This is a genomic window from Streptomyces sp. NPDC014734, from assembly GCF_043083325.1.
Classification (GTDB): Bacteria; Actinomycetota; Actinomycetes; order Streptomycetales; family Streptomycetaceae; genus Streptomyces.
The window spans coordinates 20,884-43,364 of the sequence record NZ_JBIBYN010000021.1; the positions used below are offsets into that span (position 1 = coordinate 20,884).

The following is a 22,481-nucleotide window of genomic DNA, read 5'->3' on the forward strand; positions in this document are numbered from 1 at the left end:
TACAAAAACGCGTTTGTGCAGCGTGCTGGGGCGCGCTCATCGCGGTGGGGGCCACCGGGCGCCGTCCTAGACTCGACGACGTGCACGATCTCGCTCCCATGGCCCGCTTCGGCGGCCTCGTCGCGTCCGGACTAAGGGACGTGACGAGTGATCCCGCGGCCCTCGACTCGTCCGGCTTCTGGGCCGTTTCCGCCGATTTCGGGGGACGTCTGGTCTGCGCGCGTTTCGACACCGTGCGCGAGGCGTCGGTGCCGGCCCCGGTGCCGGGCGCCTGGCGCGGTCCCGGGGCCGGCGACTGGACCTCGTCCCTGGACCGCGCCGCGTACGTCGCGGGCGTGCGCCGGATCCGTGCGTACATCGCGGCGGGCGAGGTCTACCAGGCCAACCTCTGCCGGGTGATGACCGCGCCGCTGCCCGACCCCGCCGCCGCGGACGTGGACGCGCTCACCTCACTGCTGGCACGCGGCAACCCCGCCCCCTATGCGGGAACGATTCGGCTGCCCGCGCACGGAGTGGAGATCGCCACGGCGTCGCCCGAACTGTTCCTGAGGAGGGACGGCCGGACCGTCGAGTCGGGACCGATCAAGGGCACCGGACGCACCGAGGACGATCTGCTGGAGAAGGACCACGCCGAGAACGTGATGATCGTCGACCTGGTCCGCAACGACCTCGGCCGGGTCTGCGCCACCGGGTCGGTCACGGTCCCCGACCTGTGCGTGGTGGAGAAGCATCCCGGTCTCGTCCACCTGGTCTCCACCGTGCGGGGGGAGCTCGCCGAGGGGGCCGGCTGGCCGGAGCTGTTCGACGCGGCCTTTCCTCCCGGCTCCGTCACCGGGGCGCCCAAGACCAGTGCGCTCGGGATCATCGGGGAGCTGGAGACCGCGCCGCGAGGGCCCTACTGCGGCGGCATCGGCTGGGTCGACGCCGACCGTCGCACGGCATCCCTGGCGGTGGGCATACGGACGTTCTGGATCGACCGGACGGGAGGAGTCCCGGTCCTCCGGTTCGGCACCGGGGCGGGCATCACCTGGGGTTCCGATCCCGGGCGCGAATGGGACGAGACCGAACTCAAGGCGTCACGGTTGCTCGCTGTAGCGTCGGGCGTCCACGAAGCGACGGGAAGGACAGCGCGATGAGGATGTGGGTCAACGGCGGACTGCGGGACGCCGACGAGGCCCGGGTGTCCGTGCTCGACCACGGACTCACGGTGGGGGACGGTGTCTTCGAGACGGTCAAGGTCGTCGGGGGCCGGACCTTCGCCCTCACCCGTCACCTCGACCGGCTCGGCCGCTCGGCCCGGGGTCTCGGCCTGCCCGAGCCCGACCTCGACGAGGTGCGCCGCGCCTGCGCCGCCGTCGTCGACGCGAACCCGATGCCGCTCGGGAGACTGCGCATCACCTGCACCGGGGGGCTCTCGCCGCTCGGCTCCGACCGCGGCGACGCCGTTCCCGGCCTCGTCGTCGCCCTGGGACAGGCGACCCGACGCCCCGACAGCACGGCCGTGATCACCGTCCCGTGGACGCGCAACGAGCGCGGCGCGCTCGCCGGACTCAAGACCACGTCCTACGCGGAGAACGTGGTGGCGCTCGCCCGTGCCCGCGAGCACGGCGCGTCCGAGGCCCTCTTCGCCAATACGGTGGGACGGCTCTGCGAGGGAACCGGGTCCAACGTCTTCGTCGTGCTCGACGGTCGTTTGCACACCCCGCCGGTCGCGTCCGGCTGCCTCGCCGGGATCACCCGCGCGCTGGCCGCGGAGTGGACCGGCGCGCAGGAGACCGATCTGCCGTTCGACGTCCTGGACCGGGCCGAGGAGATCTTCCTGACCTCCACGCTGCGCGACGTGCAGGCCGTCCACCGGGTGGACGACCGCGAGCTGCCCGGAGCCCCCGGCCCGGTCACGGCGAAGGCCATGAGGATCTTCGAGGAGCGGTCGGGAGACGATCTCGACCCGTAGACCGGACACCAGGAACCCGCAAAACGGGGTGACGATCGGGGCGGCGACGGATAGAACAGCTCCGATGACCACCACCCTCCGGCCGAACGGGCCGATTCAGGAAGACACCGACGGCGCGAGGATCCGCGCCTACGACGTGTGCGACAACGGACGGTCCGTCGGGACCATGGAGATCGGCACCGATCCGGCGTTCGGCACGGCGGCCGGCGTGCTGCGCTCCTTGAGCATCGACGAACGCGCCCGGCGGCGCGGGCGCGGCACCATCGCCGTGCTCGCCGCCGAGGAGGTGCTGCGCGGCTGGGGCTGCACCCAGCTGCGCACTTCGGTGCCCGCGGACAACGAGGCGGCCCGGGGGCTGGCCGCCGCCTGCGGCTACACCGAACGCGCCAGGAACATGATCAAGGACGTCGGTCCGACGGCGCCGGAGCCTCCCGACGGCGTCGTCGCCCGGCCGATGAGCCCCGAGGAGTTCGCGCACTGGCTCGGCACCGCCATCGACACGTACGCGCAGTCCTGGATCGACCGGGGCGTCCCGGCCGAGCAGGCTCTGCACAAGTCCCGGACCGACCACGCCCGGAACCTGCCGGACGGCCTGGACACGGCGGGCGTGCACTTTCACGTCCTGGTCCACGACGGCACCGTCGTCGGCCATGTGTGGGTGACGGTGCTCGACGACGGTCCGGGCGGCGCGAGCGGATTCGTCTACGACGTCGAGGTGAACGAGGAGCACCGGGGACGCGGCTTCGGGCGTGCCCTGATGGTGCAGGCGGAACGCATCACCCTGAACGCCGGCGCCCCTGTTCTCGGACTGCACGTCTTCGCCGAGAACACACCGGCACTGCGACTGTACGAATCGCTCGGATACCGGGTGACCCAGTACAACCTGGCCAAGCCCCTCTAGCGCTGTGACCGGGAAGGTGCACCGGACGCCGCGGGCTTCCCGGCAGACCTTCCCGGTCACCGCACCGGCGCGGGTGCCGGCGGCATGACGACACGACACGGCTCCGCACCGGGGCCCGGTGCGGAGCCGGGGACGGCGTGGGGCTGTTCAGGCCCGCCCGGGCCCTTCCGCGAGCAGTCCGTCGAGGATCTCCTCGATTCGCTCGCGCAGCCCGTCCTGGCTCCTGCCGCCGTCCAGCCGCTCACCACCGATCACATAGGTCGGCGTGCCGGTGACCCCGATGGCCTTGCCCTCGGCCTGGTCGGCGTCGACGATCAGCATGTGCCGCCCGTCGATCAGCGCGGTGTCCATCTCCTCGGCGTCCAGGCCCAGTTCGCGCGCCACCTCGACCAGTAGGGACTCGCCGGCCCGGTCGAGGTCCGAGGTACGGGCGAGGACCGCCTCGACGTAGGGCCACCCGCCGCCCTGTGCCGCGGCCTCCTCGGCGGCCTGTGCGGCGGCGTGGGCGTGCTTGTGCTTGTCCAGCGGGAAGTGCCGCAGCCGCACCTCCAGCCGGTCGCCGTACTTGTCCCGCAGGGCGCGCACATCGGCGAGGGCCCGGTGGCAGTCCGGGCACTGGAGCTCGCACCAGAGATCGAGGACAAGGGGCGTCGCGGGGGTCGAATCACTCATGCGGCCAGTCTCGCAGGGCCCCCGCGCGCGGCCCAATCGGCTCCCGGCCCGCCGCGGACCGCGCCGGACGGTGCGTCCCGAATCGGCACCTGCGGAGGATTCCGGCCCTGATATGACCCTGATGCGGTCCGGGATCATGGCCGACGGACGGTCGGTCGGTGCAGGATGGAAGGGACGTTTCCCCCCGGGAGCCTGGAGGCCACGATGCTTGCCGAGACCATCTGTTCCGCGGTGTCCGCGGCGGGGCTGGGCATCGCCGCCGTCACGGCGTGCCGCAAGCGATTCCTCGCCGCGACCCGGATCGCCGCCTACTCCCTGGTCCCCATCGGCCTGGCGCTGACCGGTGTCATGGCCTGGGCCGTCGACATCGTCTTCAAGCCGAGTGTCTGGCTCGGCTTCGGACTGCTCGCCGCGGCCTGGCTGCTGTTCGTGACGACCCGCGCCGTCGAACGCCGCGGTGGTGGTACCCGCAAGGAGCGCAGAGCCGCCGAGCGGGCAGGGCGCGGCGAGGCCGTCGCCCCGGCCGCCTCGGCGCCCTCACTGGGCTCCGGAGCCCCGGCGACCCGCGCGCAGACGGCCCGACCGGCGAAGACGAAGCAGTCGTCCGCTTCGCCGAACGAGGATTTCAGCGACATCGAGGCGATTCTGAGGAAACACGGCATCTGAGCCCGCGGCCGGGGAGGCCGTCTCGCCCGGCGGATGAAACGGCCGGGGCGGCGAGCTGCGGTGACGGTCCGATCGGTGATTCGTCGTCGTGAAGTCGGCGCGGTCCGCCTGGTGTTGGACTGTTCTGGAGCCAATGGTCCCTGTCCGAGCGGCCGTCGGGCCGAATAACTGTCGCAGGACCGGACGGAGAGTCGAACGGGGATGTCCCTGGAGTGGGTGAACTCACCCGGGGGGAGGGCTGGTTGGCCGTCGGCGGTTCCGGAGTGCGTCATGATCTTCTCGCGATGGTCGACACCTCCCGGGGCGATGCCCCCGCAAGCCCTGCCGAAGAGCCGCGTGGCTGCCTCTTCGCGCTGTCCCAGCCCCCTTTGATGATCTTCCTCGGGGTGATCGGCAGCTTGCTGCTGATGGCCGCGTTGCACGATCTCTTCATGCTGTGAGCGATCAGCCCGCCGCCTCCCTGCGGCGCGCCCGGTACGCCGCCACGTGCAGACGGTTGCCGCAGGTCCGGCTGGAGCAGTAGCGGCGGGACCGGTTGCGGGAGAGGTCGACGAAGGCGTGTCGGCAGTCCGGGGCCCCGCAGCGACGCAGCCTCTCCTGCTCGCCCGCCACCACGATGAAGGCCAGCGCCATGCCGCAGTCGGCCGCGAGATGGTCGGCGATCGAGGCGTCCGGCGCGAAGTAGTGCACGTGCCAGTCGTAACCGTCGTGGTTGCTGAGCTGGGGCGTGGTGCCCGCGGAGGCGACGAGGGTGTTGATGAGGGCGGCGGCGATCCGGGCGTCGTCGGCCGCGAATATCGTGGCGAAGCGTGCCCGCACATCCTGTACGGCCCGCAGGTCCTTCTCGTGCAGTTCGTCCACGCCGCTGATGCGGTGGCGCCGGGCGAAGTCGTACAGGGCCTCGATGTCGGCGAGCCCCTCGACCGGCTCGACCTCCGGTTGCCCGCTCGTCGGCGCGGTGTTCAGCAGATCGACCACTGTGTCGAGGGCGATCCGGGTGTCGTGGGGGATCAGCACGCTTTCGCTCCCTGGCCTCCGGCGGGCGAGCGCCCGCAGTCGATGCCGGCTGACTCTACTGGCTCGATGCCGACGCGCAGGGGGCCGAGCGGCCACGGGAAGGGCGCGAGGAGCGTGTACCGGCCATCCACCGGCCCGTCCGCGCGCCCTCCGGTCCGGGGCGGCCGGACGGGGCACCTGCCCGGTGCGCGGCGCCCGGGGCGTGCGCCGACGCGGACGCCGCCACCACGGTGGGTTCCGTGATGACGGCGTCGGCGTCACCGTATGAAGTTTTTCCGCGCGGCGCCGTCTCCCCGAGTCGGACGACGCCGTGCAGCTCTCGGCCTGGCTCAGCTCTCGGCCAGGATGTGTGAGAGCTCCGTGTCGAGGTCGAAGTGACGATGCTCGGTGCCCGGTGGAACCGCGGCGTCGGTCCGCTTCAGGAACGACTCCAGGGCCCTCGCCGGGGCTTCGAGCAGGGCTTCGCCCTCCGGGGAGCTCAGTGCGATGCAGACGACGCCCTGACCGTGACTACGGGATGGCCAGACGCGGACGTCTCCGGTGCCGGTGGGCCGGTGCAGCCCTTCGGCCAGGAGGTCACGGGCGAAAACCCACTCGACCGTTTCCTCCGCTCCGGTGTGGAAGGTGGCGTGCACGGCATAAGGATCGGCCGTGTCATACCGCAGGCCCGCAGGTACAGGCAGTGAGGACTCGCTCGACACAACGAGGCGCAGGTGCAGCTCGCAGCTGACCGTGGTGTTCATAAGCGCCAGGGCCTTTCGCTCAGTGTGCGCTCGGGGATTCGCACGTCGGCGAAATCGACATGCCACCTACGGTGGCGTTGTAAACCCCTCTGACCTTTTTGTGTTCCTTCAGGTCGCTCATATGGGGGTGTGCGACTTTGAGATATACGGCCATTCCGGTGACGGAGTCCGCTCCGGTAGGTTGGCCCCCATGAACGCGGAGAGTGACCGGCGGGGAGACGACGTGGTTCCGGCGGGGACCGCGTCCGCCGCCGGGGACATGACGGGGGACGTCCCGGACGGTGCGACGGACGAGGGCCGGGGGCTCGGCTCCCGGGCGCCCGGCTTCATCAAGGCGTCCAGGGCGTTGCACCTGAGCTGGCAGGTCGGTGTCTTCATGGTCGGGCTCGCGGTCGTCGTGGCCGGGATCATCATGCTGCCCCTGCCCGGCCCGGGGTGGCTGGTGATCTTCGCCGGCATGGCGATCTGGGCGACCGAGTTCGTCTGGGCGCAGCTGGTGCTGCGCTGGACCCGGAGGAAGGTCACCGAGGCGGCGCAGCGGGCGCTCGATCCCAAGGTGCGGCGCCGCAACGTCATCCTCACCGTGATCGGGCTGGTGATCATCGCGGTGCTGGTGGGGGTCTACGTCTGGAAGTTCGGCATCACCATGCCGTGGAAGATCCACCAGTGACCCGGGATGGTCATGGGGCGCCACTGACATGGGGTAATGTTTGACCTGCGCCCGGGCGATTAGCTCAGTGGGAGAGCGCTTCGTTCACACCGAAGAGGTCACTGGTTCGAACCCAGTATCGCCCACCCGGACAGAGGGGCCCATGAGACTGCGAAGTCTCATGGGCCCCTCTGCGTACGCCGCTTCCTCTTCATCCGGTGAGTGGCGCGGGTGGCGGACGGGGGCCGTTCCCGCGGGTGTGCTCCGGTCGGCCGACATGCGGCGAGGACGCCCTTCCGCTCGGGCGGACCACGCGAAATCGGGGCGCGGCGGCTTTTCCGTGCCGCTTTCCGGCGGGAGTTCCGAGAACACGTCAGGTGCCGTGATTGCGCGCCGCCCGTCCGGACGGGCATTCATGACGACGGCCATGGCGACGGAATTCCCGGAGGGGCCCGACGCGTGCCGTGCGGATGCCGTTCTCCTATGTCCCCGGAACTATGTCCTCGGAACTCCGCCGTAATTCCGGGCGCACGCGGCACGGAGTGCCTGTCGCACACGATTTGGGGATCAGTTCGGGAACGCGGGCTTTCCCGCCCTCGATTTCCGTGGCGGGCGGACGACCGCGCGGACGGCCCGGGACGACCCGGCCGCCCCGGAGCGCGCGACGGACCCTCAGCGCATCCTTCCCAGCGCGTTCTTGAGCCGTCGTGCGTCGCGCAGACGCTGCTCGTACGTCGCCCCGACCGCCAGCAACAGCGCCCCGGCCAGGGCGAGCGGCATCCAGCGCGGCAGCGCGCCGACGACCTGGACCACGTACGGAGCCAACTCGTGCAGGGCGTCCAGGGTCAGTACGGCGCCGCCGAGCAGCAACAGCGCCTGGAGCCTCTGCCGCGCCCCCGCCAGCGTGACCGCCAGTGCCGCCACGCCGAGCAGCAGCGGACGCACCCAGTGCGGATCGGACCACGCGGCGAAGAGACTCGGCACCAGCGTGATCGCGAGCCCCGGACCGTAGGCCGTCCACGACGACGCGCCGGAATCACGACGCCGCAGCAGTGCCCCGACCACCAGCGCGGGCACCGTCACCGGCAGGGTGTACGCCTCGGGGGCCGAGATTCCCGAGGCGGACAGACGCAGCCAGGCCGCCAGGACGAACAGTCCCGTCGACAGGTACCCGGCCGCCGGCCGACGCTCGGGCCGTACGGCGGTGCCCACGGCCACCGTCCCGCACAGCGCCAGCACCAGTGCCAGGGACGCCCGGTCCGGCATCGCCATGCCCACCGACACCACCGCCGCCACGGCTCCGGCCGACTCCACCGCGAGAGCCGGCGGCCGGCTCCGCAGCCATGTTCCGAGCAGGGCCGTCGCCGCCGGGACGACCAGCAGGACCGGCGCCGCCCGATGGGCGGAGAGCCCCAGCGAGGCCCCGGCCGCGACGGCCAACACCGTCGCGCACAGCACCGCGCCGCACGCCGCTACCGCCTGCGCGATCCGCAACGTCCACATGGTCCGCGTAGCCTCGACGGCCGAGGGCGTCGGCACGGCCCGGGCCGCGGACGTCGCGGGGCCGTCGAGCGCCACCGCGGCTGCCCCGAGCACCACCAGCAGCACTCCGGACGCCGCGTACGTGGTGGCCTCCGTCGCGAGCGCCCACAATCCCGCCGTTCCCGCGCCGACCGCACCGCAGACCAGCGCCGTCGGCCCCACGGCGTCGGTCCCGCGGCTCAGCGAACGCACCGCCACCGCGAACAGTGCCGCGACCACGGCAAGTTGCGCCACCACCGCAACCGGGTGGGGCAGCCCCAGCACCGCGGGCGTCACCGTGCACCCCGCCCACCCGAGGGCCACCGCGGCGGCCCCGGCCACGCCCCGCCACACGGGTCCCGGCACCAGTACCGGACCGACGAACCGCACCGTCCGCGGCCACCACCGGTGCACCGCCCCCGACAACGCGGCCACCATCAGCAGCACCACCGGGGCCGAGGCCATCTGGGACCATGTCGCGGCCGACGCGCCGCGGACGCCTCCGTCCGGTGCCCCCGTCCATACCCCCGCCAGCCGGTACGCCGCCCCGATCAGCGACAGCCCGACCGGCGGCATCGAGGCCAGCACCGCCCCCGCGACCACCGCCGAGGAGGACCACACCAGGCCCTGACCGACCGGGCGGGGCACCGGGGCCCGCACCGCTGCCAGGAGCGCCGCCCCGCACAGCAGGTACACGGGTACCGACCAGGTGCCGGGCGGACCGGCGCACAGCACACCGCCCACCGCGGCCACCGCGCACCACCCGGCCAGCACGCCGCCCGCGACCGCGAACCCGGACGGCGCACGCCAGGCCCCCGCGACGGCGACCGCCGCACCCGCGAGCAGCAGCACCCCCGGTCCCAGCGCCGCCCACGCCGTACCGGCGGACACCGATTGCGCGAGGGCCACCAGAAGTCCCACCGGGCCGACCGTCCAGCAACCGGCACAGGCCGTCACCCGCACCGCGACCCCCCGGCCCCGCAACGCGATCGCGGCGTCCATCGCCGCAGTGACCACCAGGGCCCAGCCGAACGCCGACGCCCCCGCCCCGGCCCACCACGCGCACAGCGGCAACGGCAGTTGCGCACTGACCACGGCGAGCGGCAGCGGCAGCCGCAGACGGCCCAGCAGCAGCCCGTACCCGGCCCAGAGCGCCGCCAGCACCGCCGAGGCCACCGCGGCGAAGCCGGGACCGTCGGCCCGGGGCATCACCACCCGATGGAGCGCGTACGCGTCCAGGACCATCAGCACCGAGGCCAGCGCGGCGAACGACTCGGCCGTCGCGGGCAGGCCGCGCCGCAGCAGCGGAGCGGGAGCGGCCAGCGCCGCCGCCGTCACCGCCGTGAGTACCGCCGAACGGCCACCGATCCCCATCTCGCCCCAGCTGACCAGGGTGAACGCGATCGCCGCGATCGCCAGCAGCAGACCGCCCAGAGCGAGCAGCACGTTCTGCGCGTTGCGCGTCCCGCCCGGTGCGCGGGGAGGGGCGGACGGGGGCGCGAACGCGGTCGGCGGCCGGACCGGGCGCGGCGGCCCGAACGGGGCGGCGGGGCGGGCGACGGGCCGGGACAGCACACCCACCAGCCAGGCGCGGCGCGCCAGCAACTGGGCCCGACGGGCGTCGAGCCGGGCCAGTTCGCGATCGAGGAGCGCCAATTCCTCCGCGGGCGGGGGCACATGTTCCATGAACGGGAGTGTGACCGGAGCCACGGGATCGGACATGCGCTCGCGTACTCAGTTCGTCGGCTGAGTACGCGCAGACTGGGGGCATGGACTGGAACCGCTACCACTTCGTGAGTATCTGGGACCTCCCCGGCCCGCCCGGTGCCGTGTACGAGATCCTCGAACGCGTCGACGACTACCCGAGCTGGTGGCCGCAGGTCCGCGAGGTCGGAGGGTGCGACGCCGTCGCCCGGACCACCAGGGTCCGCTCCGTCCTGCCGTACGACCTCGTGGTGACCATGCGCGAACGCCGTCGTGATCCCGGGGCGGGGGTGCTGGAGGCGGTGCTCGACGGCGATCTCACCGGCTGGGCCCGGTGGACGGTGACGGCGCGCGGCGGGGGCAGCCGCGTCGTCCAGGAGCAGGAGGTCGAGGTCCGCAAACGGCTGATGCGACTTCTCGCGGTGCCCGGACGTGCCGTGTTCCGGGCCAACCACGCCGTGATGATGCGTGCCGGACGCCGGGGTCTCGCCGCCCGGCTGGAAGCGGTTTGAACCCGACCCGCGGAGCCCTGTATGGTTCAACCCGTTCCCGGGCGATTAGCTCAGTGGGAGAGCGCTTCGTTCACACCGAAGAGGTCACTGGTTCGAACCCAGTATCGCCCACCGGGAGAGGCCGGTCCGTCGAATCTGTCGACGGACCGGCCTCGTCTTTTTTGTCGACTCCGCCGGCGGAAGGACTCCGTCGGACCGGGAGCGACCGTCGTGGCGCGTGGCCGTCGGGCGCGCGAGCCGTCATGCCGCGGTCGGGAGCGCCGGGCGCAGCGGCCAGGCCGGATCCACCGCCTCCGTCGTACCGTTCTTCGCGAACCACGCCTGCAGACCACGCGCCTGCGCCGCGTGCCACACCGCCTGCAAGGTGTGCAGCTCGGGTGGTGTGAGCCGCTCCAGGCGGGACGCGAAGCGCCGCCCCACCGCCCGCACCAGTTCCAGCGAGGCCGTCGCGTCGTCGGCGGCGTCGTGCGCGCCGTCCAGCGCCACCCCGTACAGCTCGCAGAGGTCGGTCAGGGTCCGCCGCCCCTTGCGGTAGCGGTCCAGATGCTTGTCGAGTACGCGTGGATCCAGTACGCACAACGCGGCGTTCTGCAGATAGCCGGCGAGTGACGAGGCCCGGTGCCGCTTCAACTCCCGGTCCAGCAGGGTCAGGTCGAACGGAGCGTTCATCACGACGAGCGGGCGGGCCGCCGCGCACTGTTCGGCCAGCGCGCGGGCTATCTCCTCCACCACCGGTGCCGGCCAACGGCCGTTGCGCTGGAGGTATTCGTCGGTCAGGCCGTGGATCCCGGTCGCACCGGCGGGCACCGGAATCCCGGGATTCACCAGCCAGCGCGTGACGCGGGCCCGTCCGCCCGCCGTGTCCTGGACGACGAGCGCGGCCGAAACGATCCGGTCCTCCTCGACGTCCACTCCCGTCGTCTCGGTGTCAAAAGCGGCAAGTGGTCCCTCGTACCAGTGAGTCATCCCCGAACTCCTCGCACCTGGAGGGCAGATGGCGATATCCCTGCCCGGTCCGGTGATACCCGCGCCCATGGCCGGGTACGCCGTCCGGGAGCCCTCGGCGCGACCTCGGCGGCCGGGCGCCCCGCGCGATCACGGCGGGCTCGGCGAGAGGCCGACCGCGTCCGCCCGGGGCGCCGCGCCGTCCACCCGGGGTGTTCCGTGCGCGGGGGCGCCCGCTTCCCCGCTCGGCGCGGGCCGCCCCGGGAGGGGTACGCCATGTGCCTGACAGTCGGCGGGACATGCCATGTGCCTGACAGTCGGACCGGTCGCCGACGGGCGGACATCGGGGCCCGCCGTCGCGAACCGTTTCGCAGAGGGGGCCCGCGGCTCGGTACGATTCCTCTCGCACGCGCAGACACGAGAGCGTGCGTACCCCCTGAGTCAGGAGAGACCGGTGTCAGACGTCCGTGTGACCATCCAACGCGATTCCGAGCGGGAAGAGCGCGTGGTGACGACGGGCACTACGGCAGCCGACCTCTTCCCGGGCGAGCGCACCGTCGTCGCCGCCAGGGTCGCCGGTGAGCTGAAGGACCTCGCGTACGTCGTCTCCGACGGCGAGGTCGTCGAGCCCGTCGAGATCTCGTCCGAGGACGGCCTGAACATCCTGCGTCACTCGACCGCGCACGTCATGGCGCAGGCCGTGCAGCAGCTCTTCCCCGAGGCCAAGCTGGGCATCGGCCCGCCGGTCAAGGACGGCTTCTACTACGATTTCGCCGTCGAGAAGCCGTTCACCCCCGAGGATCTCAAGGCCATCGAGAAGAAGATGCAGGAGATCCAGAAGCGGGGCCAGCGCTTCTCCCGCCGGGTCGTGACCGATGAGGCGGCCCGCGAGGAGCTGGCCGACGAGCCGTACAAGCTGGAGCTCATCGGCATCAAGGGCTCCGACTCCGTGGAGAACGCGGGCGACGGCGCGGACGTCGAGGTGGGCGGCGCCGAGCTGACCATCTACGACAACCTCGACCCGAAGTCCGGCGAGCTGTGCTGGAAGGACCTCTGCCGCGGTCCGCATCTGCCGACCACCCGGTACATCCCCGCGTTCAAGCTGATGCGGAACGCCGCGGCGTACTGGCGGGGCAGCGAGAAGAACCCCATGCTCCAGCGCATCTACGGCACCGCCTGGCCCACCAAGGACGAGCTGAGGGCGCACCTGGAGTTCCTGGAGGAGGCCGCCAAGCGCGACCACCGCAAGCTCGGCAACGAGCTTGACCTCTTCTCCTTCCCCGACGAGATCGGTCCCGGCCTCGCGGTCTTCCACCCCAAGGGCGGTGTCGTCCGGCGCGCGATGGAGGACTACTCGCGCAGGCGCCACGAGGAGGAGGGCTACGAGTTCGTCTACTCGCCGCACGCCACCAAGGGCAAGCTCTTCGAGAAGTCCGGCCACCTGGACTGGTACGCCGAGGGCATGTACCCGCCCATGCAGCTCGACGACGGCGTGGACTACTACCTCAAGCCGATGAACTGCCCCATGCACAACCTGATCTTCGACGCCCGGGGACGTTCGTACCGCGAACTGCCGCTGCGCCTCTTCGAGTTCGGCACGGTGTACCGGTACGAGAAGTCCGGGGTGGTGCACGGGCTGACCCGCTCGCGCGGCTTCACGCAGGACGACGCGCACATCTACTGCACCAAGGAGCAGATGGCCGAGGAGCTCGACCGCACGCTCACCTTCGTGCTGAACCTGCTGCGCGACTACGGCCTCACCGACTTCTACCTGGAGCTCTCCACCAAGGACCCGGAGAAGTTCGTCGGCTCCGACGAGGTGTGGGAGGAGGCCACCGAGACGCTGCGCCAGGTCGCCGAGAAGCAGGGCCTGCCGCTCGTCCCGGACCCGGGCGGGGCCGCGTTCTACGGCCCGAAGATCTCGGTGCAGGCGAGGGACGCGATCGGCCGCACGTGGCAGATGTCCACCGTGCAGCTCGACTTCAACCTGCCCGAGCGCTTCGATCTGGAGTACACGGGGCCGGACGGCACCAAGCAGCGCCCGGTCATGATCCACCGTGCCCTGTTCGGTTCCATCGAGCGCTTCTTCGCGGTGCTCCTGGAGCACTACGCGGGCGCCTTCCCGGTGTGGATGGCCCCGGTCCAGGCGGTCGGCATCCCGATCGGTGACGCGCACATCCCGTACCTCCAGGAGTTCGCGGCCGAGGCGCGGAAGAAGGGCCTCCGGGTCGAGGTGGACGCCTCGTCCGACCGGATGCAGAAGAAGATCCGCAACGCGCAGAAGGCGAAGACACCGTTCATGATCATCGTCGGTGACGAGGACATGAACGCGGGCACCGTGTCGTTCCGGTACCGCGACGGCTCGCAGGAGAACGGCATCGCCCGGGACGAGGCGATCGCCAAGCTCGTCGACGTGGTGGAGCGGCGCGCGCAGGTGTGACACGGTCCGTGCGGGCGGGGCATCGGGGCGGCGGCGCACGCCGCTCCCGAGCCCGGCCCGCACGCTCCGGGGCACGGCCCCCGAAGGAAGGCCCGGAACCCGACCGGTTCGGGGCCGGAAGGCTCGCAGAGCCTCTCAGTCACCCTCCGGGGGCCTCTTCTCGTCCTCCCGCCGGAACACCTGCAACAGCCACGACGAGAACGAGCCCGTCACCGCGCCCAGCAGTGCCAGTCCGCACGCCATGAGGCCCGACGCCACGACTCGCCCGCCCGGCGTGACCGGCACCGCGTCCCCGTACCCCACGGTCGTCAGCGTCGCGCACGCCCACCAGACCGCGTCCCCGAAGGTGCGGATCGAGGACGCCGGGTCCGATCGCTCCTGGTGGTACACGGCCAGCGCGGCGGAGAAGCCGAGGAGCAGCGCCGTCGTACCGGCGTAGGCGATCACCCGTGCGTACAGGTTCAGCACCGGCTGCTCCCGGCGGCGCTGGATAGCGGAGTAGACCTGGATCAGGCGCAGCGGTCGCAGCAGGGGCAGCAGAAGCACCACGGTGTCCAGCCAGTGGACCCGCACGTAGCGCGGACCGAGGCCACTGAGACGGAGCCGCACGGTGTAGTCCGCGAGGAAGAGCAGCCAGGTGGCACAGACCAGCGCGAGGGCCAGATCGTTCCACGGCCGGTCGTGCGGGGCGAGGACGCGGACCGTGTAGCCGAGCAGGAAGAGCAACGAGGCGCCGAGGAGCGGAACCTCGGTGCGCTGCTCCCAGCGTCGGAATCGTGCGGGGACGGGGTCGGCGGGCCGGTCGCTCATCGCCTCAGCATCGTCGCGGGCCCACGGCTTCAGCCCCGGCGACACGCGGCCGAGGGGTGAAGCAATATGCTGATCGGCATGACGAGTGAGCCGGAGCAGCAGATCGGAGTGGGGACGCCCGACGCGTTCCAGCGCCTGTGGACGCCCCACCGGATGGCGTACATCCAGGGTGAGAACAAGCCGACCGGTTCGGAGGCCGGCGACGGCTGTCCGTTCTGTGCGATCCCGTCGAAATCGGACGAGGACGGGCTGGTCGTCGCGCGCGGCAGCAGTGTCTACGCCGTGCTCAACCTGTATCCGTACAACGGCGGACACCTGATGGTGGTGCCTTACCGGCACGTCGCCGACTACACGGAGCTGGACGGACCGGAGACGATGGAGCTTGCCGATTTCACCAAGCGGGCGATGACGGCCCTGCGGGCGGCGTCGGGGGCGCACGGCTTCAACATCGGGCTCAACCAGGGGGCTTCCGCGGGCGCGGGCATCGCCGCGCACCTGCACCAGCACCTGGTGCCCCGGTGGGGCGGTGACACCAACTTCATGCCGGTGATCGGACACACCAAGGTGCTGCCGCAGTTGCTCGCCGACACCCGGACGATGCTGGCCGCGGCCTGGCCGGTGGACTGAGCCGCCCGGTCCGCGGACCGAAAGGGGCCGCCCCTCCGGTCGAACCGGAGGGGCGGCCGCGGGGCGTCCCGTGCTACGCGTCGTACACGTCGGCCTTGCGCGGGGACGGATCCTGCACCATCCCGCTGAGCACCATCGAGCGGTTGTCGAAACGCTCGGTCTCGACGCCGTTCTCCTCCAGGACACGCAGGGCGGCGGTGTGCACGGCGCGCAGCACCGGCGTGGCGGCGCGCATCGCGTCGTCCGCCATGAAGCGGTGGCGCCACGGCTTCTCGGCCCAGGCATGGCGCAGGCCGAACGGTTCGGGCAGCGCGATCTTGCCGCCGAGGTAGTCGAGGAGCGGCGGGTACCAGGTGAGCGGCGCGCGCAGGGCGAGACGGACGACTTCCGAGGGCTCGACCAGCGGGAGGGTGATACTGCGGGTCTCCCAGAACCGGACGGTCTTGTTGACCGTCTTGGTCTTGGCCGCCGGCTTGCTCGTGAAGAGCGAATGGACCGGGCCGAGCGCGTGCCCGGTGACCTCGATGCGCAGCGTCTCGTAGAGCACGGTGACCGTGATCATCATGGTGATGACCAACTGGCCGTCCCAGAGGATGAACTGGACGCCGAGGTAGTGCCGGTCACCACCGCCGAACTGCTGGTGGTTGCAGATGCGCTGTATCTCGTGCGGCTTGACCTGGAAGGTGGCGACGTCCTCGCCCTCCGGACGGGACACCGAGCCGGCGTTCTCGCCGACCGGCGACACGATCCAGTGCGTGACCGACGGGGTGGGGAAGCCTCCGGTGTTCAGCGGGCCGCGCTCCAGCACCTTCAACTGGTCGTGGATGGCCCGGACCAGATCCCAGCTCCGGAACCTGTTGAACTCCTTGCCCGGTTCCTTGGAGACGAGTTCCTCGGCGAGCTGCCAGCTGCCCCAGCGGGTTCCCATGCCGAGGATGCCCTTGGGCCCGGCGTAGAAGACCGAGTTGGAGTGCTGTTCCGCGGTGAGCTTCTCCAGGCTCTGGCGGAGCGCCTCGCGGGAGGTCTCGCTGGGGTTCTTCGGAGCCGCCTCGGGGATCTTGGCGACGACACCGCCCCCGGAGAGCAGCCCCTCCCAACGCGCGCGCATGTCCTTCGCCGAGGACTCGGCGATCCGTTTGGCGAAGAACCATCCGACGACCGGAGCGACGATCACCGCGCGTGCGTAGAGCGCCAGGAACCCCGTGAGGGGGAGTCCCACCAGGAGGATCAACGCCCCGATGCCGACGATCGGCAGCAGGGCGTTCCCCACGGCGGAGAGCACCTTGTCCTTGGTCCTGCCGAGCCCGTCGCGCAGCCGGAAGGCCAGGACCCACATCACCATTCCCGGCAGGAAGAGGATGCCGAACAGCACGGTGACGGTGGTCAGTTTGACGTCGCGCGCCCTGCGCAGACGGGTCGCGGACAGGCAGTGCTCGACGACGGTCTGCGGGTCCGCCCCGAAGGACTGGATGAGCGCACCGCGAGCTCCGCCCAGCATGCGCTCCTGCACGGCCCGGGAGAACGCCTCGCCGAGATTGGGCTTGAAGTAGTCGGCCTTGAGGAACTTCGAACGCCCCTCCTTCACCTCGGACTTGTGCCACTCGCTGTTCGCGTCGAGGATGCTTTCCACCGGACTGTCGCGATACGCCGCGGAGGCGAGGGCGTTCGTCGCCACCGCCGCTCCGCCCGAGCCCTGGATCGGGATCTGCGCTCCGGGAGAGAAATCGAATCCTTCGTTGGCCACCGTCGCCCCCACTCAACGCCGAGGAACCGCTCCTGCGGCTGTTTCCCAACTGCCGTGCCCGGCACACCTTCTGAGCTGGGACCACAGCGTATCGTCCGGAATGCTGCCCCGTCCGCCCCTGTGGACAACCCGTGGGCGGGGACCGGCGCCACGGGCGGTCACACGCCGATCGGGCGGCCCTCGCGCTCGTCGCGGACACGCTCGGCGAGCTGCTGGGGCATGGGTTCGTGCCGGGCGTACGCCCGGTCGAACCGGCCGGCGCCGTGGGAGAGCGAGCGCAGGTCGACGGCGTACCGTTCGATTTCCAGCTCCGGGACCTCGGCCCGTACGAGCGTGTGTCCGGGGCCGGACTGTTCGGTGCCGATGACTCGTCCGCGCCGCCCGGAGAGGTCGCTCATCACCGGCCCGACGTAGTCGTCGGGCACCAGCACCCGGATCTCGGCGACCGGTTCGAGGAGCCGGACACGGGTGGCCGAGGCGGCCTCGCGCAGGGCCAGCGCGCCCGCCGTCTGGAACGCGGCGTCGGAGGAATCCACCGAATGGGACTTCCCGTCCCGCAGGGTGACCCGTACGTCGACGAGCGGATGCCCGGACGCCACTCCGCGCGCGGCCTGGGCCCGGACCCCCTTCTCCACCGAGGCGACGAACTGGCGCGGCACCGCCCCGCCGACCACCCGGTCGACGAACTCGACGCCCGACCCCGGCGGCAGTGGCTCCACGTCGATCTCGCAGATGGCGAACTGGCCGTGGCCGCCGGACTGCTTCACGTGCCGACCGCGTCCGGTGACGGGCGTGGCGAAGGTCTCGCGCAGCGCCACCCGGTGCGGCACGGCGTCGACCCGGACGCCGTAGTGGCTGCGCAGCCGGTCCAGGGCGACGTCCTGGTGGGCCTCGCCGAGGCACCACAGGACGACCTGGCGCGTGTCCTGGTTCTGTTCGAGGCGCAGGGTCGGGTCCTCCGTGACCAGGCGGGCCAGTCCCTGGGAGAGCCGGTCCTCGTCCGCCTTGCCGTGTGCCTCCACGGCCAGCGGCAGCAGCGGGTCCGGCGCGGTCCACGGGTCCATCAGCAGCGGCAGGTCCGTGCCGGAGAGCGTGTCCCCGGTCTCCGCCCCGCCCAGCTTGGCGACGCAGACCAGGTCGCCCGCGACACCGGCGGTGACCGGACGCTGCTGCCCGCCGAACGGCGAGGAGAGCGCGCCGACGCGCACCTCCGCCTCGTGCAGGGGGCGAGCCGTGTGGCGGGGATCGGTGAGGCCGTGACCGAGGACGTGGACGGTGTCGTCGGGACGCAGGGTGCCGGAGAAGACGCGCACGAGGGACACCCGGCCGACGTACGGGTCGGAGGAGGTCTTGACCACCTCGGCGAGCAGCGGCCCCCGCGGGTCGCAGGTCAGGGCGGGCCGCGGGGCCCCGCGCAGCGGGACGACCCCGGGCAGCGGGCGTTCCGGCGGTGCGGGGAAACCACCCGTGATCAGGTCCAGGAGCTCCGTGGTGCCGACGCCCGTCCGGGCACCGTCGGGGGCGGGGGCCGCGGTGAGGACGGGATGGAACGTGCCTCGGGCGACGGCCCGCTCCAGGCCGTCGACGAGTGTCGCGACGTCGATCTCCGCCCCGCCGAGGTACCGGTCCATCAGGGTTTCGTCCTCGCTCTGCGCGATGACGCCCTCGATCAGCCGGTTCCGGGCCTCCCGGAGCCCCGCCCGGTCGTCGGCCGGGGGCGGTGTCTCCCGGCGCTCGCCCGAGGAGTGGTCGACGATCCGCTGCGTGAGGAGCCCGGCGAGTCCGGTGAGCGGGGCGTGCCCGTCGGGGCCGGCGGCGCCATGGACGGGAAGGTACAGCGGGAGCACGGCGTCGGGGTCGTCCCCGCCGAGGACCTCTCCGCAGATCCGGACCATCTCGTCGAACGACATGCGCGCCGTGTCGAGGTGGGTCACCACGATGGCGCGCGGCATGCCGACGGCGGCGCACTCGTCCCACACGGCCCGCGCCGCGCCGGCCACGGCGTCGGCCTCCTGGGCGGCGGACACCACGAACAGGGCCGCGTCCGCCGCCCGCAGACCGGCCCTGAGCTCCCCGACGAAATCGGCGTATCCGGGGGTGTCCAGCAAATTGATCTTGAACCCGTCCCATGCGACGGGCACCAGCGAGAGCTGCACGGACCGGTGCCGGCGTCGCTCCGTCTCGTCGTAGTCGGAGACGGTCGCCCCGTCCTCGACCCGGCCGGCCCGGTTGAGCGCCCCGGCGGCCAGGGCCAGGGCCTCGACGAGCGTGGTCTTGCCGGAGCCGCTGTGGCCGACCAGCACCACGTTGCGGACGGACGAGGGCCGGTCGGGCGTCGCCACCCCGCCGGCGGCCCCGGCGCGGGCATGTGCCTTGTCTCCCATGATGCGTGCCTCCCGGGTGGTGGCGCGGATCGGGGGACGATCCCGCGCGGTGGGGGAGAAGCGTGCGCGGCGCGGGGGAGCCGTGCCGACCACGGCGACACCCGTGGAGAGCGGCCACGGTGACACCCGCGGTAATTCGAGCTTTCCACTTGGGCCGGGCCGCGTCCATCCGTCGCGCCCCGCCGCGCGCGGCGGGGTGCCCGGCAGGTGGAGTCCGGCGGGCGTGACTACGATGGGCCAGCCGGGGCCGAAGGGGCCGCCCGGCACACAGAACCTCGGGAAGGCCATGCTGAACAAGTACGCGCGTGCCTTTTTCACGCGTGTCCTCACACCGTTCGCCGCACTGCTGCTCCGCCTCGGCGTGAGCCCCGACGCGGTCACCCTGATCGGTACGGCAGGGGTGGTGGCAGGTGCACTGGTCTTCTTCCCGATGGGGGAGTTCTTCTGGGGCACGATCGTCATCACGATCTTCGTCTTCTCCGACCTCGTCGACGGCAACATGGCACGCCAGGCCGGTATCTCCAGCCGCTGGGGCGCGTTCCTGGACTCGACCCTGGACCGGGTCGCCGACGGAGCGATCTTCGGCGGGTTCGCGCTCTGGTACGCGGGCAGGGGCGACGACAACATCCTGTGCGCGGTCGCGATCTTCTGCCTGGCGAGCGGCCAGGTGGTCTCGTACACGAAGGCGCGCGGTGAGTCGATCGGGCTGCCGGTCGCGGTCAACGGACTCGTGGAGCGCGCCGAGCGGCTGGTGATCTCGCTGGTCGCGGCCGGATTCGCCGGTCTGCACACCTTCGGAGTCCCCGGAATCCAGATCCTGCTGCCGATCGCCCTGTGGATCGTCGCCGCGGGCAGTCTGGTGACGCTCGTGCAGCGGGTCGTGACCGTGCGCCGCGAGGCCGCCGAGGCCGACGCCGCCGACGCAGCCGAGGCCTCCGTGACCGACCGGGGGAGCGGGGCGGCCCGGTGAGCGACGCACCGGCCGACGGGCGGACCGGCCTGCGGGACCGGCTGGTCGACAGCCTGTACGGGCTCGGCTGGGCCGTCGTGAAGAAGCTTCCCGAACCGGTCGCACGGAGCCTCTTCCGGACCCTCGCCGACCAGGTCTGGAAACGGCGGGGCAAGGGCGTCCTGAGACTGGAGGCCAATCTGGCCAGGGTCGTGCCCGAGGCGTCGCCCGCCCGGCTCGCCGCACTGTCCCGGGCCGGGATGCGCTCGTACATGCGTTACTGGATGGAGTCGTTCCGGCTGCCCACCTGGACCCCGGAGCGGATCAAGAAGTCGATCGACGTCGCCGACGCGCACCGGCTGACCGACGGTCTCGACACCGGCCGGGGCGTCATCCTCGCCCTGCCGCACCTGGCGAACTGGGATCTGGCGGGTGCCTGGGTGACCACCGACCTCAAGGTCCCCTTCACCACGGTCGCCGAGCGGCTGAGGCCCGAGACCCTGTACGACCGGTTCGTCGCCTATCGCGAGGGGCTCGGCATGGAGGTCCTGCCGCACAGCGGCGGCGCCGCCTTCGGGACCCTGGCGCGACGGCTGCGGGCCGGGGGACTGGTCTGCCTGGTCGCCGACCGTGACCTGTCCGCCTCCGGCGTCGAGGTCACGTTCTTCGGCGACACCGCGCGCATGCCCGCGGGACCGGCGCTGCTCGCACAGCAGACCGGCGCGCTGCTGCTGCCGGTGACACTCGGGTACGACGACACGCCGGTCATGAGAGCGCGCATCCATCCGCCGGTCGAGGTCCCGGAATCGGGCAGCCGCGCCGAGCGGACGTCCGCGATGACACAGTCGCTGGCCGACGCCTTCGCCACCGGGATCGCCGAACATCCGGAGGACTGGCACATGCTGCAACGGCTCTGGCTCGCGGATCTGGAGAACCGGGAGGGCCCGGCGGCGGAGGGGATGCCGCAGGCCCCGCACACCCCGGAGGGACGGTCGTGAGGATCGGCATCGTCTGCCCGTACTCCTGGGACGTCCCGGGCGGCGTGCAGTTCCATATCCGGGACCTGGCCGAACACCTGATCCGGCTGGGACACCAGGTCTCCGTGCTGGCCCCCGCCGACGACGGGACACCCCTGCCGCCGTACGTGGTCTCGGCGGGCCGGGCCGTGCCCGTGCCGTACAACGGGTCCGTGGCCCGGCTGAACTTCGGGTTCCTCTCGGCCGCGCGGGTGCGCCGCTGGCTGCACGACGGCACCTTCGACGTCATCCACATCCATGAACCGACGTCGCCGTCACTGGGACTGCTCGCCTGCTGGGCCGCGCAGGGGCCGATCGTCGCCACCTTCCACACCTCCAACCCCCGCTCCCGGGCCATGATCGCCGCGTACCCGATCCTGCAGCCCGCGCTGGAGAAGATCAGCGCGCGCATCGCGGTGAGCGAGTACGCGCGCCGCACCCTGGTCGAGCACCTCGGCGGCGACGCGGTCGTCATCCCGAACGGCGTGGACGTCGGTTTCTTCGCCTCGGCCGAACCCAGGGCGCAGTGGCAGTCGCGGGAGGCGCGCGGCCCGGTGGAGGGCGACCGCGGGGGCCCCGGCGGCGGCACGCTCGGCTTCATCGGGCGTATCGACGAGCCCCGCAAGGGGCTGCCCGTCCTGATGCGGGCCCTGCCCACGATCCTCGCCGCGCGCCCGGACACCAGACTGCTGGTCGCGGGACGCGGCGACGAGGAGGAAGCCGTCGCCTCGCTGCCCGCGCGGATGCGCGAGCGCGTCGAATTCCTCGGCATGGTGAGCGACGAGGACAAGGCACGTCTGCTCCGCAGCGTCGACGTGTACGTCGCCCCGAACACGGGCGGCGAGAGCTTCGGCATCATCCTTGTCGAGGCGATGTCGGCGGGCGCCCCGGTCCTCGCCAGCGACCTCGACGCGTTCGCCCAGGTGCTGGACCAGGGCGCGGCGGGCGAACTCTTCGCCAACGAGGACGCCGAGGCACTGGCGGCGGCGGCGATCCGGCTGCTCGGCGACCCGGTACGGCGCGCGGAGCTGAGCGAGCGCGGCACCGCGCACGTACGCCGCTTCGACTGGTCGACGGTCGGGGCGGACATCCTCGCGGTGTACGAGACGGTGACGGACGGCGCGGCCTCGGTGGCGGCGGACGAACGCACGGGGCTGCGCGCGCGCCTGGGCCTGGCCCGGGACTGACCGCGGACGGCGCGGGGCGCCCCGCGCGCCCCGTCCGCCC

General features: G+C 71.9%; 20 protein-coding genes and 2 tRNA genes. 14 read left to right on the forward strand and 8 right to left on the reverse strand.

Features of this window, described 5'->3' with window-relative positions:
• Positions 1-98 precede the first annotated feature (98 nt).
• From ACF1CT_RS28160 to ACF1CT_RS28170, 3 genes are all read left to right on the forward strand, one after another.
• Positions 99-1,136, forward strand: a complete 1,038-nt coding sequence (locus ACF1CT_RS28160; RefSeq protein WP_391786884.1) for a chorismate-binding protein — start codon at positions 99-101, stop codon at positions 1,134-1,136.
• Positions 1,133-1,954, forward strand: coding sequence for an aminotransferase class IV (locus ACF1CT_RS28165; RefSeq protein ID WP_391786779.1), 822 nt, complete (start codon positions 1,133-1,135; stop codon positions 1,952-1,954). Before ACF1CT_RS28160 ends, ACF1CT_RS28165 begins: the two co-directional genes overlap by 4 nt.
• A gap of 64 nt (positions 1,955-2,018) precedes the next feature.
• A complete protein-coding gene (locus tag ACF1CT_RS28170; RefSeq protein ID WP_391786780.1) occupies positions 2,019-2,855 on the forward strand; it encodes a GNAT family N-acetyltransferase in 837 nt (278 codons plus the stop codon).
• Positions 2,856-3,002: 147 nt separating this feature from the next.
• Here the strand turns inward: ACF1CT_RS28170 and ACF1CT_RS28175 are convergent, their stop codons facing one another.
• Positions 3,003-3,527 (reverse strand): DsbA family protein, encoded by a 525-nt coding sequence (locus tag ACF1CT_RS28175; protein WP_391786781.1) that lies wholly within the window; start codon positions 3,525-3,527, stop codon positions 3,003-3,005.
• Between the two features lie 204 nt (positions 3,528-3,731).
• Here ACF1CT_RS28175 and ACF1CT_RS28180 point away from each other — a divergent pair, with 204 nt between their 5' ends.
• Positions 3,732-4,193 carry a hypothetical protein gene (locus ACF1CT_RS28180; protein WP_391786782.1) on the forward strand — a complete coding sequence of 154 codons (462 nt, stop codon included), beginning with the start codon at positions 3,732-3,734 and terminating at the stop codon, positions 4,191-4,193.
• Between the two features lie 212 nt (positions 4,194-4,405).
• Entirely contained in the window at positions 4,406-4,633 is a 228-nt protein-coding gene (locus ACF1CT_RS28185; RefSeq protein ID WP_391786889.1) for a hypothetical protein, read from the forward strand.
• A 4-nt stretch (positions 4,634-4,637) separates the two neighbouring features.
• On the opposite strand, the gene ACF1CT_RS28190 is transcribed toward ACF1CT_RS28185, so the two are convergent.
• Positions 4,638-5,210 carry a CGNR zinc finger domain-containing protein gene (locus tag ACF1CT_RS28190; RefSeq protein WP_391786783.1) on the reverse strand — a complete coding sequence of 191 codons (573 nt, stop codon included), beginning with the start codon at positions 5,208-5,210 and terminating at the stop codon, positions 4,638-4,640.
• 329 nt (positions 5,211-5,539) lie between these two features.
• The gene (locus tag ACF1CT_RS28195) at positions 5,540-5,953 is read right to left on the reverse strand and encodes an SsgA family sporulation/cell division regulator (protein WP_003959770.1); all 414 of its coding nucleotides are present in this window, start codon (positions 5,951-5,953) and stop codon (positions 5,540-5,542) included.
• Between the two features lie 190 nt (positions 5,954-6,143).
• Between ACF1CT_RS28195 and ACF1CT_RS28200 the strand changes: the two genes are divergently transcribed.
• The gene (locus tag ACF1CT_RS28200; RefSeq protein ID WP_391786784.1) at positions 6,144-6,623 is read left to right on the forward strand and encodes a TIGR02611 family protein; all 480 of its coding nucleotides are present in this window, start codon (positions 6,144-6,146) and stop codon (positions 6,621-6,623) included.
• Positions 6,624-6,676: 53 nt separating this feature from the next.
• Positions 6,677-6,748, forward strand: a tRNA-Val gene (locus tag ACF1CT_RS28205).
• Between the two features lie 526 nt (positions 6,749-7,274).
• Here the strand turns inward: ACF1CT_RS28205 and ACF1CT_RS28210 are convergent.
• Entirely contained in the window at positions 7,275-9,809 is a 2,535-nt protein-coding gene (locus ACF1CT_RS28210; protein ID WP_391786785.1) for an SCO7613 C-terminal domain-containing membrane protein, read from the reverse strand.
• A gap of 83 nt (positions 9,810-9,892) precedes the next feature.
• Between ACF1CT_RS28210 and ACF1CT_RS28215 the strand changes: the two genes are divergently transcribed.
• Positions 9,893-10,339 carry an SRPBCC family protein gene (locus tag ACF1CT_RS28215; protein ID WP_391786786.1) on the forward strand — a complete coding sequence of 149 codons (447 nt, stop codon included), beginning with the start codon at positions 9,893-9,895 and terminating at the stop codon, positions 10,337-10,339.
• Positions 10,340-10,378: 39 nt separating this feature from the next.
• A tRNA-Val gene (locus tag ACF1CT_RS28220) sits at positions 10,379-10,450 on the forward strand.
• 129 nt (positions 10,451-10,579) lie between these two features.
• Here the strand turns inward: ACF1CT_RS28220 and ACF1CT_RS28225 are convergent.
• Positions 10,580-11,305 (reverse strand): 3'-5' exonuclease, encoded by a 726-nt coding sequence (locus ACF1CT_RS28225; protein WP_391786787.1) that lies wholly within the window; start codon positions 11,303-11,305, stop codon positions 10,580-10,582.
• A gap of 433 nt (positions 11,306-11,738) precedes the next feature.
• Between ACF1CT_RS28225 and thrS the strand changes: the two genes are divergently transcribed.
• Positions 11,739-13,724 carry a threonine--tRNA ligase gene (gene thrS, locus ACF1CT_RS28230; protein WP_391786788.1) on the forward strand — a complete coding sequence of 662 codons (1,986 nt, stop codon included), beginning with the start codon at positions 11,739-11,741 and terminating at the stop codon, positions 13,722-13,724.
• A gap of 135 nt (positions 13,725-13,859) precedes the next feature.
• On the opposite strand, the gene ACF1CT_RS28235 is transcribed toward thrS, so the two are convergent.
• Positions 13,860-14,534, reverse strand: coding sequence for a potassium channel family protein (locus ACF1CT_RS28235; RefSeq protein WP_391786789.1), 675 nt, complete (start codon positions 14,532-14,534; stop codon positions 13,860-13,862).
• 66 nt (positions 14,535-14,600) lie between these two features.
• Between ACF1CT_RS28235 and ACF1CT_RS28240 the strand changes: the two genes are divergently transcribed.
• Positions 14,601-15,161: an HIT family protein gene (locus ACF1CT_RS28240; RefSeq protein ID WP_391786790.1), complete on the forward strand. Its 561-nt coding sequence runs from the start codon at positions 14,601-14,603 to the stop codon at positions 15,159-15,161.
• Between the two features lie 73 nt (positions 15,162-15,234).
• Here the strand turns inward: ACF1CT_RS28240 and ACF1CT_RS28245 are convergent, their stop codons facing one another.
• Complete coding sequence (locus ACF1CT_RS28245) at positions 15,235-16,905, reverse strand: hypothetical protein (RefSeq protein WP_391786791.1); 1,671 nt, start codon at positions 16,903-16,905, stop codon at positions 15,235-15,237.
• Between the two features lie 158 nt (positions 16,906-17,063).
• Positions 17,064-19,289 carry an elongation factor G-like protein EF-G2 gene (locus ACF1CT_RS28250; RefSeq protein WP_391786792.1) on the reverse strand — a complete coding sequence of 742 codons (2,226 nt, stop codon included), beginning with the start codon at positions 19,287-19,289 and terminating at the stop codon, positions 17,064-17,066.
• A 286-nt stretch (positions 19,290-19,575) separates the two neighbouring features.
• Between ACF1CT_RS28250 and pgsA the strand changes: the two genes are divergently transcribed.
• The 3 genes from pgsA to ACF1CT_RS28265 are packed head-to-tail and all read left to right on the forward strand — an operon-like array spanning position 19,576 to position 22,441.
• Positions 19,576-20,259: a phosphatidylinositol phosphate synthase gene (gene pgsA / locus ACF1CT_RS28255; protein ID WP_391786885.1), complete on the forward strand. Its 684-nt coding sequence runs from the start codon at positions 19,576-19,578 to the stop codon at positions 20,257-20,259.
• Positions 20,256-21,236, forward strand: coding sequence for a phosphatidylinositol mannoside acyltransferase (locus ACF1CT_RS28260; protein WP_391786793.1), 981 nt, complete (start codon positions 20,256-20,258; stop codon positions 21,234-21,236). The genes pgsA and ACF1CT_RS28260 overlap by 4 nt, the downstream gene beginning before the upstream one ends.
• Complete coding sequence (locus tag ACF1CT_RS28265) at positions 21,233-22,441, forward strand: glycosyltransferase family 4 protein (RefSeq protein WP_391786794.1); 1,209 nt, start codon at positions 21,233-21,235, stop codon at positions 22,439-22,441. The genes ACF1CT_RS28260 and ACF1CT_RS28265 overlap by 4 nt, the downstream gene beginning before the upstream one ends.
• Positions 22,442-22,481: the final 40 nt, after the last annotated feature.